This is a genomic window from Dyella telluris (assembly GCF_014297575.1).
In the GTDB taxonomy this organism is placed as follows: Bacteria; Pseudomonadota; Gammaproteobacteria; order Xanthomonadales; family Rhodanobacteraceae; genus Dyella; species Dyella telluris.
Window position 1 is genome coordinate 490,845 of sequence record NZ_CP060412.1, and the last position, 12,847, is coordinate 503,691.

A 12,847-nucleotide genomic window follows, 5' to 3' on the forward strand; every position below is an offset into this window, starting at 1 on the left:
CGCAGAGGGCGCCCTTGTGGGCGCCCTCTGAAGTCACTTCTTTTCCGCCGATAGTCGCTTTCGCAACTCGGGCACCGGCAACCCACCCCAGCCCCAGTTCGCAAGCCCCACTTCCTCGATCACCACGAAGGTGGAGTCCATCGGCTTCTTCAGCACATCAAGCAGCACCTGGCTGACGCCCCTGATCACCGCCGCCTTTTCTTCCGCCGTGGCGGCGTTGCGGCCCGGGCCCGTACCCTCGCGGGTAATCTGGATGTTGACCATAGGCATGACGTTCTCCTCGTTGGATGCGGCGCAGGCACCATGCCCACCCCGAGTCTGGAATCAGTGACCGGCGCTCTGGCCGCCATCGACGTGCAGGATCTCGCCCGTCACGAAGGCGGCGTTGTCGAGATAGAGCACCGCATCGACCACGTCGGCGATGTCGCCCATTCGACCGACCGGGTGCAGGCCAGCCAGCGCGCCGTGGGTTTCCGGTGCATGCATCGGCGTCTTGATCACGCCCGGCGCCACGGCATTCACGCGCACGCCGCGCTTGGCATACTCGATGGCCAGCGACTTCGTCGCCGCGTTGAGACCACCCTTGGTCATCGAGGCCAGTACGGAAGGCACGCCATCAATGGCATGGTCGACCAGGCTGGTGGTGATGCTTACGACATGGCCACTGTGCTGCTTTTCCATTTCGGCGATGGCGAGCTGGGTGATGTGGAAAAAGCCGGTAAGGTTCACGCCGATATTGTCGGCATAGTCCTGCGCGGTAAAACCAGTAAACGGCTTGGCACTGAAGATGCCGGCGTTGTTCACCAGCGTGTCGACGCGACCGAAACGCGATACCGCTTCCTTGACGATGCGCGCGGCCACAGCACGATCGGCGATATCACCAGCCACCGTAAGCACCTCCGGATCACTGGACGGCGTGATGGAGCGGGAGTTGGCCACGACGCGGTAGTTGCGGTCGCGGAATGCCTTGACGAGGCCTGCGCCGATACCCTGCGATGCACCGGTGATGATGACGACTTTCTGCTGGTTGCTCATGGCATGGATCTCTCGTAGATGGAAGTTGGGCCAGCGTGTGCTGTCCGGCGTCTCTCGCCGACCACTTCAATCTAGGAGCCTGCAGGGGATAAGCGAATCCCTGCTACTGGGCAGACACTCTTCCGCGGCGCGGTGGAATCGGCGGGTCGCCCGCAAGTTCGGCATCCGCCGCCAGGCTGGCGAAGCGCGTGCGCAGGCGTGGCAGGGCAAAGTCGACAAACGCGCGCACCTTGGGCACCGACAGGCGTCCGTACGGCGATACGATGTTCACCGGGATCGGAGGAGGTTCGTCGCCGGCGAGCAATACCTTCAGCTTGCCCTGCCGGATCTCCGGTGCCACGTGATACGACAACAGGCGTGTCACGCCGTGACCGTCCACGGCCGAATCGATCGCGGCGCGAATATTGTTCACCACCAGCCGCGGGGTGAACGATACGGTGCGCGACATGGACGAACCATCCAGCGGCGGAAAACTCCACGAATCCATGCCCATGTGCGCCATGGCGATGATCTGCTGCTTGCCGAGATCGGCCGGTTCGGCGATCTGCGGATGCGTCGCCAGATAGCGCGGCGAAGCCACAACCACGCGACGTACCTCGCCGATACGATGCGCCACCAGCGTGGAGTCGGCCAGATGCGTGATGCGCAGTGCCAGGTCCATGCCTTCCTCGACCAGGTTGACCGGGCGCTCCAGGAGATGAAGCCGCACGTTCACCGTGGGGAATTCGTCCATGTAGGCATCCACGATGGGACGCAGGATTTCCAGCCCCGAGAATACGGTGGCCGAGATGGTGAGCGTGCCGCGCGGCACGGAGCGCTCGCCGGCGGCCTGGCGATCTGCCTCATCGAGTTCCGCCAGCACCTTGCGGCACGCTGTGGCGTAGCGCTCGCCCGCTTCGCTCAGCTTGATGGAGCGCGTGGTCCGGTGCAGCAACGGCACGCCCACATGCGCTTCGAGAAAGGCGATGGCACGGCTCACGGCAGCGGCAGAGCGCCCGGTACGCCGGCTCGCGCCAGCAAGGCTGCCCTCGTCGAGGGCAGCGACGAACACCTTCATGGCATCGATGCGATCCACGGGTCACTCTCCGGGCAGCGGCTTGCAGGCCGTGGCCGGCAGTCTCCTACATCCCTTCGGCTCGCGCCTAGCGTCGAGCTAAAGACTTCAGCGCTCGCGCTGAAGTCTTTAGCTGTCCAGCCGCCATTCGTTGATCAAGGTGCGCATCAACGCCTGCGCAGACATCGGCCGCGCGAGTGGGGCTCCCTGCCCCGCCCAGTGCGCGCCATAACCGGCTTCTCCGGCGGCTCGCGCAGCGGCGTTCAGCGCCTTGCCCGCATCGTAGCTGATCGGATAATCCGGAATGTCCGCTGCCGGCACGGATGCCCCAAGCCGCGTGAACAGGCTGGCCAGGCTGCGCGCGGGCCGCCCGGATACGGCTCGGGTCATCACGGTGGCATTCGCGGCTTCACTGGCCATGGCCTTGCGGTAACCCGCATCGGCGAGTGACTCATCCGTCACTACAAATGCCGTACCGAGCTGTGCAGCCGCCGCACCCAGCTTCAGCGCCGCCGCGATGCCCGCGCCATCCATGATGCCGCCCGCTGCTATCACGGGAATACGCAGGCTCTCTACCAGCACGCGCGTCAGGGCGAAGGTGCCCAGCTGGCTGTCTTCCGCATTCGGATCAAACACGCCGCGATGGCCACCGGCTTCATAGCCCTGCGCAACGATGGCATCCATGCCGGCCCCTTCCAGGGCCTTCGCTTCATGCAAATTGGTCGCACTGCCCATGAGGAAGATGCCCGCTTCGTGCAGCGCCTTGACCTGCTCGGGACGCGGCAACCCGAAATGGAAGCTCACCACGCTCGGCCGTTCGTCCACCAGCATGGCCAGCATGTCGTCATCCACGAGGAAAGACGTGTAGATCTCCTTCAGCGACACCGGCGGCCTGGCATCGAAACGACTGAACTCCGGTGCCAGTCGCGCCAGCCATGCGGCTTCTTTCGCCGCATCCGCATGGGCCGGTTGGTGCACGAAAAGATTGATGTTCAGCGGCCCTTCGCTGGATTGGCGAAAGGCATGGATCGCCTCCCGCGCTTTCGCCGCCGTCATCGCTCCCACACCGAGCGACCCCAGCCCGCCGCTGTTGCTCACCGCCGCCGCCATGGCAGGCGATGACACGCCTGCCATGGGCGCCTGGACGATGGGCACGCTGATGCCGAGGGCAGCCAGCAGTGAAGAAGACGCGTTGCTTGCCATGACCGATCGCTCCGCTTCGTGGGGACACGATCACTCTACGCGCCTGCGATGTCCTGTCGAAGACTTGCATTACGGCGATCAGCCTTCCGCGCGATGCAAGAATGCCGGCGGATAGCCATGAGTCGCGGCCTGCCGGGGCTCCGGCGGCCTGATCACTGTTCCGGTCGACTCAGGATTTCACGTACTGCCGACCGTAGGCACCCGGACTGCTGCCGTAACGTGCCTTGAAGGCACGCGTGAAAGCCGCCTCCGAGGCATAACCGGCCAGTTCGGCGGCCCGCCCTGCAGAAAGCTTGCCCGCGCGCAGCGATCGCGCAGCCAGGCCCAGACGCACGCCATTGACCCAGTCCATCGGCGTGACGCCCGCCGTTTCACTGAAATGGCGTGCAAAGCTGGCTCGTGAGGTATGCGCCAGCTCGGCAAGGTTCTGCAAAGTCCACGCATGGGTCGGTTCCTTCAGCACGGCATCGACCACGCCTGCCATGCGCGGGTTGGCGAGCAGCCCGAGGATGCCTAGCTGCCACTGGCCCTGACCCGTCATGCTGCGGAGCATCAGCGTGAACATCGCCCCGGTGATCATGCGGATCACGCCCTGCCCGCCGGGCTGCGCGCTTGCGGTTTCATCGCGCAGCAGACGAACCAGATCGGGCAACGCCTCGCCATTCCCGGCACGCAGATGCAGCACGCTCGGCAGCCCTGTCCACAGCGCATCCGTCGCGCCTGCCAGGGTGAATTGTCCGCACAACATATCCAGCGCTTCACCGTCGCCGGAGCGTTCCACCAGAGTCACCCTGCCTCGCAGCCGGCGTGTTTCGCGTGAAGCCGGCCTGCGCTGCTCACCGGCTGGAGACCGGCTGCGCATGATGTGGGCGTCGCCATAGGGAAACAGCAACACGTCGCCCTTCTGCAGGGCCGTACGCTGGCCATCCATCTCCAGCTCGGCGCTCCCGCCCAGGATCACGTGGTATGGCAGGTGATTGGGTGGCGCAGGCGGATGATCCAGCGACCATTCGCCGGCAAAACGGCATTGCAGCTCCACGCTGCCGGTCGGCGCGATGGCTTCCACCAGTCGATCGAGGCCATCCATCGGTCTGAGACTCCCGGGCAAATAGTTGAGACGCGCATGTGCGGAAGCGCCCATGGCGCCTGCCTACCATGTCCCCATGGTCGAGGTTTCACCCGCCCACTTGCAAACCCATCATCGAGGAGTCAATGCCATGAGCCGTCTGAGCACCATCAACATTGCCGAAGCGCCCGAAGCCTCGGCCCAGCTGTTCGCCAATATCAAGAAGGCCGTAGGCAAGGTACCCAATGCCTATGCCGCCATCGGCACGCATGCACCGCAGGTGCTCGCCAACCTGCTGCAGACCAATGCGCTGCTCAAGCAGGGTGAACTTTCCTCGCTGGAACTGGAGGCGATCAACCTGGCGGTGAGCGAGGCCTCCCAGTGTGACTACTGTCTGGCAGCCCACTCCATGACCGGCAAGATGGCTGGCTACACGAGCGAACAGATTCACCAGATTCGCAACGGCGGACTGGAGGGAAACACCAAGGTTGATGCACTCATCAAGTTCGCCCTGACCCTGGTGACGACCCGTGGCACGCTGCCTGAGAGTGCGGTGACAAGCGTGAAGGACGCCGGCTACAGCGATCGACAGATCGTGGAAGCCATCCAGGCCATCAGCGCGATCCTGTTCACGAACATGTTCAATCGGGTCAACGACACCGTGGTCGATTTTCCCAAGGCTGCGTGACTTGCGTTCGCCGGGCCACCATGAAAATCGTGGCCCGGCGAGAGCGAGTCAACCGCCTGATCCGTCCTGGTCTTCTTCGGAACGGCCCATGCATGCCGGATGGCCACACTGGCACTGCTGCTCCAGGCTGCCCGAGGCATGGGCCTTCCGGCAGTGGGAACTGCAGAACTCGCCCTGCTTGTCGACGTAGCACTGGCAGGGAGCATAAGCGCACTGGTAACCCGTAGGCATGGCTGTCCTCCGTTATGCAGAGAGCCCAGCTTAGTCACCAACGCCGCTGCATAAGTCATCGCTGCGTTAGGGCGACGTTGGTGTTTTGATACACGTGTCAGCATGGATCGGCCTCGATGGCTGCACGACGCCTGTTCAGGCGACATATCGTCATAACAAGGCCACAAACACGTGGTGATAACAGCGAACGCATTTCCCAGGGTCCACGATCATGGCCACTCGTTCCTTTCGCAACAGGAAGGTGGCAACCATGAAACGACTGTCCTTCATCTTCGCCGCAACATGCCTGGTATCCGCGTCAATGGCGGGAAACGCATGGGCGCAGGCAGCCACGTCCGGCCAGTCATCCGCGACGCAGAGCCCGCTCTCGGACCAGGAGTTTTTCACACGGGCGTCCCGCGACGGGGCCATGGAGGTACAGATCAGCCAGCTCGCGGTGCGCAAGGCGTCGTCACCGCGTACGCGGGCTCTCGCCCAGCAACTGCTCGACGATCATGCCGCCGCCAACAAGGAGCTCGCTGCGCTCGCAGCCAACGAGCATGAGCCTGTCGTGCAGAAGGCACCCGATTCCGCACTGATGGAGCGACTGCAGTCGCTGAACGGTGATGAGTTCGACAAAGCGTATGCCTCGGCCATGATCGGCGGGCACCAGAAGGCCATCGAATTGTTCGATGACGCGACGCATAGCAACGATCCGAACGTGCGGGCTTTTGCCAGCAAGACCCTACCTACGCTGCGACATCACCTCCAGATGGCACGGGCGATGGATACCCATGCACCACTGGGCACGCCCTGAAGTTTCCGTCCATCCGAGTGACGCAATGAAAGACCTCCAGCCCCGGCGAATGCCAGAGGCTGGAGGTCGTGCCAGCAGACCGCTATCAGTGCGTCGTACTTGCCGGTGCTGGCGAACTCTGCGGATAGGCCGGAGCCGCCGTCGACGCAGGCGCAGGAGCGGTTTGCGACGGTGCAGGCATGGCAGGAGACGGGGCCGCGGCGGTACTCACCGGAGCGGGCGGTGGCGTGCCGGCATTTTCACCGCCCTGGTTGCCGCAACCCGCAAGCGCAGCCGCTGCAAGCACCAGCGGTGTGAGGAATTTCATTGTCGAAGAAACCATGTCTCTTACCTCCGTGGGCGTGGGAACACATACACGCGACCGCTCGGGCACGTGGCGCTACAACACTTACACCCATAACGGTGTTCGTGGTGTCTAATGCCGCCGCGTGTTCAGCCCGCGTCATGATTGCGCGTATGCAGGAGCCTGCATTCAGTGGGCACTCATGCTTCTGTCAGTGCCGGTCACGGCGCGACGCCGTTGCGTTAACGCTGGCGATGCAAGGCTCCCCACTCATTGCCAATTGCGCAGGGAGAACACCATGAGCAGCCTCATCGTCGCCAGGTTCGGCAGTCAGTTTGCTGCCGCCTCCGCCTTCGCCAAGTTGATGTCATGCGGCCTGTATCGCCGCAAGGGTGTCGTGCAGTGCGACGAAAGCGTGGATGGCTCACCTGCCAGCGCCAGCGCCCCCACCAGTGTGGTATCGAGCGTCAGTCACCAGGGCCGCCGCGACGGAGCAAAACACGTCCTGCGCGGTCCCGAGGCGTCACCCGATCCCGCCGACATGGGCAGCGCCATTCTCACCGTGGAGATCGATGACGACCAGCCACTCGAGGAGGTGATGGAGGTCATGCGCGCCATGGATGCCGTCCACGTGCACATCCTTCCCGGCAAGATCCTCGACGACAACGATGCCCCGCTCTGGCCGGAAGAAGGCCTGGGCCGCTGGGCTGACGTGCAGCGCGCTGTGCGGGCCTCACGCCGGGGCAAGCCGCGGCTGCACTGATGGCCCGGGATCACACGTTAGCCCAGTAGTTCTACTCATGTCGATCGAGTAGTTCCACGATTGTCCAGCCCCGACGCGTCAGCAAACATCGCTCAGTGTGATCATCCTTGCGAGGTGGGCGATGAAGGCGAGACGGCTGGCGCTTTACGTATCCGTGTGCGCGGCAATGACCGCCTCCCTCTGCGTGTTGAATGCCAGCGCTGCAGATGCGCCGCCGCGCATGAAGATGACCACGCCGATCCCGCCACAGATCACCACGCCTGCGGAAGTGCAGACCAGCATCGGCAAGATCAACTTCGATGACGGCGTACCCACGCCGGAAAGCACCACCAGGATCTACGACAACCTCGACACCATCCGCGCCACCGAGGTGTTCCTCAACGCCATTCCCGGCGCATCGATGGCCTCCATCCGCGCAGGCCTGCGCGAAGTCGGTGCAGTCGACAGCACGGTCGGCGTGTTCGAGACACTGATGGATTCGAAGTCACTGTTCCTCACCGCCAACAGTGAAACCATCTACTTCTGGAACTGGATGGACCTGAAGAACGGGCCGATGGTAGTGGAGACGCCACCGAACATCCTTGGCGTGGTGGACGATTTCTGGTTCCGCTACGTCACCGACATGGGCAACGCGGGCCCCGACAAGGGCAAAGGCGGCAAATACCTGTTCGTGCCGCCGGGTTACCAGGGCGAGATTCCGGCGGGCTATTTCGTGATCAGGCCGCCGACGTTCGGCAACCTGCTGTTCGGTCGCGCCTTCATGAAGGATGGCGATACCCGGCCGGGCGTGGCCAGCCTCAAGCAGGGCCTGCGCGTGTATCCCCTGGCCAAGGTGGCCAAGCCGCCGGCCACGCGCTTCATCAACCTGTCGGGCAAGGTGATGAACACCGTGCACGCCAACAACATCCAGTTCTACGACGAGATCAACCAGATCGTGCAGGAGGAACCGGCGGGCGCCTATGGCCCGGACATGACCGGCCTGTTCGCGTCCATCGGCATGGTGAAGGGCAGGCCGTGGGCGCCCGATGCGCGCATGAAGAAGATCCTCACCGACGGCGCCGCCATCGGCAACGCCACGGCGCGCGCCATCGACTTCCGCAGCCGCAACGAGGCGGCACTGATCTACCCCGGCAAGCACTGGAACACACCCTTCATCGGCGGCAGCTACGAGTGGCTCAACGATGGCGCGCGGAATTTCGATGCGCGCACCATGTTCTTCTACGCCGCCACCATCGACACGCCGGCGATGGCCATCGCCATGCCGGGCATCGGCTCGCAGTACGCCGCGGCCAATCTGGACGCCAAGGGCAACCCGTTTGACGGCAACAAGACCTACCGGCTCCATGTTGCCGCCAACGTACCTGTCAAGGATTTCTGGTCGGTGGTGATCTACGACCCGCAGACGCGCTCCATGCTGCAGACCGACGCGCAATTCCCCAGCTTGTCCAGCGCCCATGGCCTGAAGCTCAACGCCGATGGCAGCACCGATCTTTACTTCGCGCCGAAGCGGCCGGCCAACGCGGCCAACTGGATCCAGACGATTCCCGGCAAGGGCTGGTTCCTGATTTTCCGCCTGTACGGCCCGCTGCAGCCGTGGTTCGACAAGAGCTGGTCACTGGAAGACATCCAGTCCGTCGACTGACGACCACCGATGACGCTTCACCTGCCCCATCTTCCGAGAAGGACGCCTCCCATGTGGTCGATGCGCGCGTATAAACCCACCCTTGTCGCCAGCGCCGTGTTGCTGGCCTTCGCCTCCACCGGCACGTTTGCGCAGAGCGCGAATCCGCACGGCTGGCTGGACAACGACCATATCCAGACGCCCTATGGCGCGCTGGACTTCAAGGGCGGCTATCCCACCCCGGAAACCACCACCCGCCTGCGGGATGCCGTCACGCTGAATCGCGCCATCGATGTCTATATGGCGCAGATGCCGACGGTGTCCTGGTATGCCGTGTGGAAAGGCGTCGCGGAAGCCGGCAGCAAACAGCCCAACCAGATGGTGATCTGGGAAAACCTGATGGATGCGAACACCCTGCTGCTGACGGGCAACACCGAAACCGTCTACGGTCTGGCCGCCATCGATCTGCGCAAGGGGCCGGTGGTGATCGAAGTGCCCCCGAAGATGCTGGGCGGCTTCAGCGATATCCGTCAAACCGAAATCATCGGCATCGGCCCGCCGGGCGCCGACAAGGGCCAGGGCGGCAAGGTGTTGCTGCTGCCGCCGGGCTACAGCGGCAGCGTGCCTTCCGGATACATCGTCGGCCACTCGGAAACCAACCACGTGGTGTTTGGCGTGCGCGGCTTTCTCGTCGAAGGAAAAACCGACGAGGCCGTCGCGCTCATGAAAAAGACGCGGATCTATGCGCTCGCCGATGCCGCCCATCCACCGCAGCAGACCTTCATCAATGGCTCGGGCAAGGAGATCGATACGGTCTTCAACGACACCTACGACTACTTTGCCAGCTTGGGCCGCATCGCCCAGGAAGAACCGGCCAACATCTTCACCACCTCCGACCGCTTCGCCATGGCGAGCATCGGCATCGAAAGCGGCAAGGCATTCCAGCCTGGCGATGCACAACGCAAGGTGCTCGCCGAAGCGGCGAAGGTAGGCGGTGCGTACGCACGCGTAAACGGCTTCGATTCGAATGATCCCGAGCGCCTGGTGTATCCCGATCGCCGCTGGGAGTGGACCTTCATTGGCGGCAGCGCCACCTGGGATACCCAGGGCTACGTCAATGCCGATCGCCGTGCCGGCTTCGCCTATTCCGCCATCGGCATGTCACCGGCCATGGCATCGAAAGCCGTGGGCGTGGGCTCGCAGTACATCTGGTCGATGCGCGACAAGCACGGCGATTACCTCGATGGCGGCAAGAGCTACCACCTGCATGTCCCGCCGAATGTCCCGGTGAAGAACTTCTGGTCCGTGGTGGTGTATGACGCTGTCAGCCGGTCCATGCTGCGCAATGGCCAGAAGTTCCCCACCGTGAGCCAGTACACCGGCCCCACCGCCAACGCCGATGGCTCGTACGACATCTGGTTCGGACCCAAAGCCCCGGCCGGCAAGGAAAAGAACTGGGTGGAAACGGTGCCGAACAAGGGCTGGTTCACCATCATGCGCTTCTATGGCCCGCTGCAGCCTTTCTTCGACAAGAGCTGGAAGGTGGACGATATCGAGCTGGTCAAGTAAGCCGGCCGGGGCCGGGATCTTTCCAGGGTAACTTGGTGAGACTCCGGCCAGCCGGGTTTCTCTGCGCGTCCGGGCGAAGCCAGCGCATCGACGTTGTCATCGTCGTGTACTTAAGCGGAATTACCTACGCGCTTTCCCGTAGATATTCGCTGGTCCGGCGGACGTCCAAACGGATGAAATACAGGGGTTAGCCCCCTTCCCCGGGCCGGCACACGACGGGACGCCTCTTGCCAGACACGAGCCGCCCCTGTTCCTCCAAAAGACTGGCGACACTGACTTCTCCGGAGCAGACCATGGGCAAGGCTACCGCCAAGATCAAAGAAGAATTCCTGAAGATGCTCCCGCCGACCATCTTTTTCTTCGTCGCGCTGAATCTCGTTCTGCTCATACGCGCCCTGCTTACACGGGGCACGGGGCTTTCGCTGCCCACGTTTGCCACCGTGATCATCTCCGCACTGATCCTGGGCAAGGCCGTGTTGCTGGCCAACATGCTGCCCTTCATCAACCGCTTCCCGGAAAAGCCGCTGATCTGGAATGCAGCCTGGAAAACGGTGATCTATACCATCGTTGCCACCTTCATCCACTTTCTGGAACGCCTGCACGAGTTCTGGAAGGAAACACACGACATCGGTACGGCCAACCACCAGCTGCTGACGGAAACGAACTGGGCCCACTTCGTGGCCATCGAGATCCTGTTGCTGGTGCTGATCTTCAACTACTGCGTGTTCGCTGAACTTGGCCGCGTGATCGGCCCGACAAGGCTCAAGGCGATGTTCCTGGGTCCCATGTCTGCGGCGACGAGTGCGGCGAGCGAAGCGGCACGCTGAAGCCGCCCCGCCAGGCACGACACCGGGACGCTCTCCCTCGCCTTCACACCTCGTTGGCAGGGGAAGGTATGCAGTGAAGAAGTCCGGCAATCCTGCTGGGCCCCACGGAGGCCATGCGCATGTCCGAGCACGTCTACAAGTCCATCGAGCTCACCGGCTCGTCGAAGATCAGCTGCGACGACGCCATCCGCACGGCCATCGAACACGCCTCCAAGACCGTGCGCAACATCCGCTGGTTCCATGTCATCGAAACCCGCGGCCATGTCGACGACGGCAAGGTGGCCTACTGGCAGGTGACGCTGAAAGTGGGCTTCACCCTCGAATAGCCAGCCCACCACCCGCGGCCCCGTTCACGCAGTGCCAAGCAGCCACGCGGCGCAGCGCTCGACGTCGGTCGCCCCATGCCAACCGTGGAAGGCGATGCGCAGATAGCCCTCACGCGTGCTCGTGCTGATGCCGTGCATCTGGGCGGTGCGCAGCAGCTCGTCGCTCTGCCTTGTCGGCAAGGCAAACGACAGGGTGGACCCCAGCTGGTCCGCACGCACCAGGGCATCCAGTCGCGCAGCCTCTGCAGCCCAACGCGCATCCTGCGCGAGCCTGCTCAGCAAGGCGCGTTGCAGCGACACGATATGCCTCTGCAGCGCCGCCGTGCCGCCACACTCCACCAGCAGGCGCAGCGATGACGCCAGCGCGGCACACGACAGGATCGACGGGCTACCCGCCTCCAGACGCCGGCCATCGGCGGCCCACAGCTCGTCGCTCTGCGACTGTGTACCACCCTGCGAGAAGTCATCCGGCGCGGACAGCCACGTGCCCAACGGCAGCAGCTGCTGGCGAAACGCCGGGTCAGTCCACAGCAGCCCCTGCCCCTGCAGGCCGAGCAACCCTTTATGTCCGCCGGTGGCAAAGGCGCTGACGCCCTCGAACGACGCAACCATCGTGCCCGCGCCCTGGATGCCATCCACCACCAGATGCACGCCGCGCTCGCGGCAGCCTCGGCCGAGCTTTTCCAGATCCAGTCGCACGCCGTCCTGATAGCGCACCCACGACACCGCCATGATGCGCGTGCGCGGGCCAATGGCCTCCAGCAGACGTTGCTCGGGCGTCATGCCAGCCACGGGAGCGGCGGTAACCGGCGCCGCCTGCCCTTCCCACAATGGGACTTCCCTGCAATCCACGCCGCGACGCGCCAGGGCAAGCCACGGCAGGCGGTTGCTCGGAAATTCGCCAAGCGGAAGCAACACCTCGTCGCCGTCCTGCCACGGATAACCCAGCGCCACCGCTTCCAGGCCACTCGACGTGCAGGTCACCAGGCTGATGTCCTGCTCCACCACGCCCAGCAGCGTGGCACCGACCTGGCGCAGCGAGCGCTGTACGTCGAGGAAGTCCTCGCTCCAGCGCACCTCCCACGGACGCAGCTCCGTCTCCATCAGCGCGCGCACAGCAGCAGCGGACGCTCGCGGCAGCGGGCCATCCTTGCAGTGCGAGAACCAGTACACCCCAGCGGGCATGTCGAACCATTCGCGAGGCAGCAACGGCGAGGGAAGGTGCGACACGGTGGATATTCCTTGTTACCGGCATGACGGAAGCCCGCAAACCTAGCACAGCATGCTCGAGTTACCTGGCGCACCGGACCTGCTTTCACCTCACCTGCACATTTGCGCACTGCTTGCGGACAGTGGGTGTCCGGCGTCCATGCCGCGTTGTCCGG

General features: G+C 63.8%; 12 protein-coding genes and 1 pseudogene. 7 read left to right on the forward strand and 6 right to left on the reverse strand.

Features of this window, described 5'->3' with window-relative positions:
• Nucleotides 1-33: 33 nt before the first annotated feature.
• From H8F01_RS02370 to H8F01_RS02390, 5 genes and pseudogenes are all read right to left on the reverse strand, one after another.
• Entirely contained in the window at nt 34-270 is a 237-nt protein-coding gene (locus H8F01_RS02370; protein WP_187057488.1) for a tautomerase family protein, read from the reverse strand.
• Between the two features lie 54 nt (nt 271-324).
• Nucleotides 325-1,035: an SDR family NAD(P)-dependent oxidoreductase gene (locus H8F01_RS02375; protein ID WP_187057489.1), complete on the reverse strand. Its 711-nt coding sequence runs from the start codon at nt 1,033-1,035 to the stop codon at nt 325-327.
• Between the two features lie 103 nt (nt 1,036-1,138).
• Nucleotides 1,139-2,110, reverse strand: a complete 972-nt coding sequence (locus H8F01_RS02380; protein WP_187057490.1) for a LysR family transcriptional regulator — start codon at nt 2,108-2,110, stop codon at nt 1,139-1,141.
• Nucleotides 2,111-2,218: 108 nt separating this feature from the next.
• Nucleotides 2,219-3,295 (reverse strand): annotated as a pseudogene (locus tag H8F01_RS02385) (NAD(P)H-dependent flavin oxidoreductase); the annotation flags it as partial.
• Nucleotides 3,296-3,461: 166 nt separating this feature from the next.
• Nucleotides 3,462-4,379: an AraC family transcriptional regulator gene (locus H8F01_RS02390; protein ID WP_187057492.1), complete on the reverse strand. Its 918-nt coding sequence runs from the start codon at nt 4,377-4,379 to the stop codon at nt 3,462-3,464.
• A gap of 130 nt (nt 4,380-4,509) precedes the next feature.
• Here H8F01_RS02390 and H8F01_RS02395 point away from each other — a divergent pair, with 130 nt between their 5' ends.
• The 7 genes from H8F01_RS02395 to H8F01_RS02425 all read left to right on the forward strand — a co-directional run bounded on the left by H8F01_RS02395 (nt 4,510) and on the right by H8F01_RS02425 (nt 11,462).
• The gene (locus H8F01_RS02395; protein ID WP_187057493.1) at nt 4,510-5,046 is read left to right on the forward strand and encodes a carboxymuconolactone decarboxylase family protein; all 537 of its coding nucleotides are present in this window, start codon (nt 4,510-4,512) and stop codon (nt 5,044-5,046) included.
• A gap of 481 nt (nt 5,047-5,527) precedes the next feature.
• On the forward strand, nt 5,528-6,073 hold the full coding sequence (locus H8F01_RS02400; protein WP_187057494.1) for a DUF4142 domain-containing protein: 546 nt from the start codon (nt 5,528-5,530) through the stop codon (nt 6,071-6,073).
• A gap of 581 nt (nt 6,074-6,654) precedes the next feature.
• Entirely contained in the window at nt 6,655-7,119 is a 465-nt protein-coding gene (locus H8F01_RS02405) for a hypothetical protein (RefSeq protein WP_187057495.1), read from the forward strand.
• Nucleotides 7,120-7,285: 166 nt separating this feature from the next.
• Entirely contained in the window at nt 7,286-8,761 is a 1,476-nt protein-coding gene (locus H8F01_RS02410) for a DUF1254 domain-containing protein (RefSeq protein WP_187057496.1), read from the forward strand.
• 51 nt (nt 8,762-8,812) lie between these two features.
• Nucleotides 8,813-10,309, forward strand: coding sequence for a DUF1254 domain-containing protein (locus tag H8F01_RS02415; protein ID WP_222615714.1), 1,497 nt, complete (start codon nt 8,813-8,815; stop codon nt 10,307-10,309).
• Between the two features lie 293 nt (nt 10,310-10,602).
• Nucleotides 10,603-11,136 (forward strand): hypothetical protein, encoded by a 534-nt coding sequence (locus H8F01_RS02420; protein WP_187057497.1) that lies wholly within the window; start codon nt 10,603-10,605, stop codon nt 11,134-11,136.
• Nucleotides 11,137-11,255: 119 nt separating this feature from the next.
• Nucleotides 11,256-11,462: a dodecin gene (locus H8F01_RS02425; protein ID WP_187057498.1), complete on the forward strand. Its 207-nt coding sequence runs from the start codon at nt 11,256-11,258 to the stop codon at nt 11,460-11,462.
• A gap of 24 nt (nt 11,463-11,486) precedes the next feature.
• On the opposite strand, the gene H8F01_RS02430 is transcribed toward H8F01_RS02425, so the two are convergent.
• Nucleotides 11,487-12,692, reverse strand: a complete 1,206-nt coding sequence (locus H8F01_RS02430; RefSeq protein WP_187057499.1) for an aminotransferase class V-fold PLP-dependent enzyme — start codon at nt 12,690-12,692, stop codon at nt 11,487-11,489.
• Nucleotides 12,693-12,847: the final 155 nt, after the last annotated feature.

What these genes read in the sequence shown, in the direction of transcription:
- H8F01_RS02400 (WP_187057494.1), top strand. Translation starts at nt 5,528, where the DNA reads ATGAAACGACTGTCCTTCATCTTCGCCGCAACATGCCTGGTATCCGCG.
- H8F01_RS02410 (WP_187057496.1), top strand. Translation starts at nt 7,286, where the DNA reads ATGACCGCCTCCCTCTGCGTGTTGAATGCCAGCGCTGCAGATGCGCCG.
- H8F01_RS02425 (WP_187057498.1), top strand. Translation starts at nt 11,256, where the DNA reads ATGTCCGAGCACGTCTACAAGTCCATCGAGCTCACCGGCTCGTCGAAG.
- H8F01_RS02415 (WP_222615714.1), top strand. Translation starts at nt 8,813, where the DNA reads ATGTGGTCGATGCGCGCGTATAAACCCACCCTTGTCGCCAGCGCCGTG.
- H8F01_RS02420 (WP_187057497.1), top strand. Translation starts at nt 10,603, where the DNA reads ATGGGCAAGGCTACCGCCAAGATCAAAGAAGAATTCCTGAAGATGCTC.
- H8F01_RS02395 (WP_187057493.1), top strand. Translation starts at nt 4,510, where the DNA reads ATGAGCCGTCTGAGCACCATCAACATTGCCGAAGCGCCCGAAGCCTCG.
- H8F01_RS02370 (WP_187057488.1), bottom strand. Translation starts at nt 270, where the DNA reads ATGCCTATGGTCAACATCCAGATTACCCGCGAGGGTACGGGCCCGGGC.
- H8F01_RS02375 (WP_187057489.1), bottom strand. Translation starts at nt 1,035, where the DNA reads ATGAGCAACCAGCAGAAAGTCGTCATCATCACCGGTGCATCGCAGGGT.
- H8F01_RS02405 (WP_187057495.1), top strand. Translation starts at nt 6,655, where the DNA reads ATGAGCAGCCTCATCGTCGCCAGGTTCGGCAGTCAGTTTGCTGCCGCC.
- H8F01_RS02390 (WP_187057492.1), bottom strand. Translation starts at nt 4,379, where the DNA reads ATGGATGGCCTCGATCGACTGGTGGAAGCCATCGCGCCGACCGGCAGC.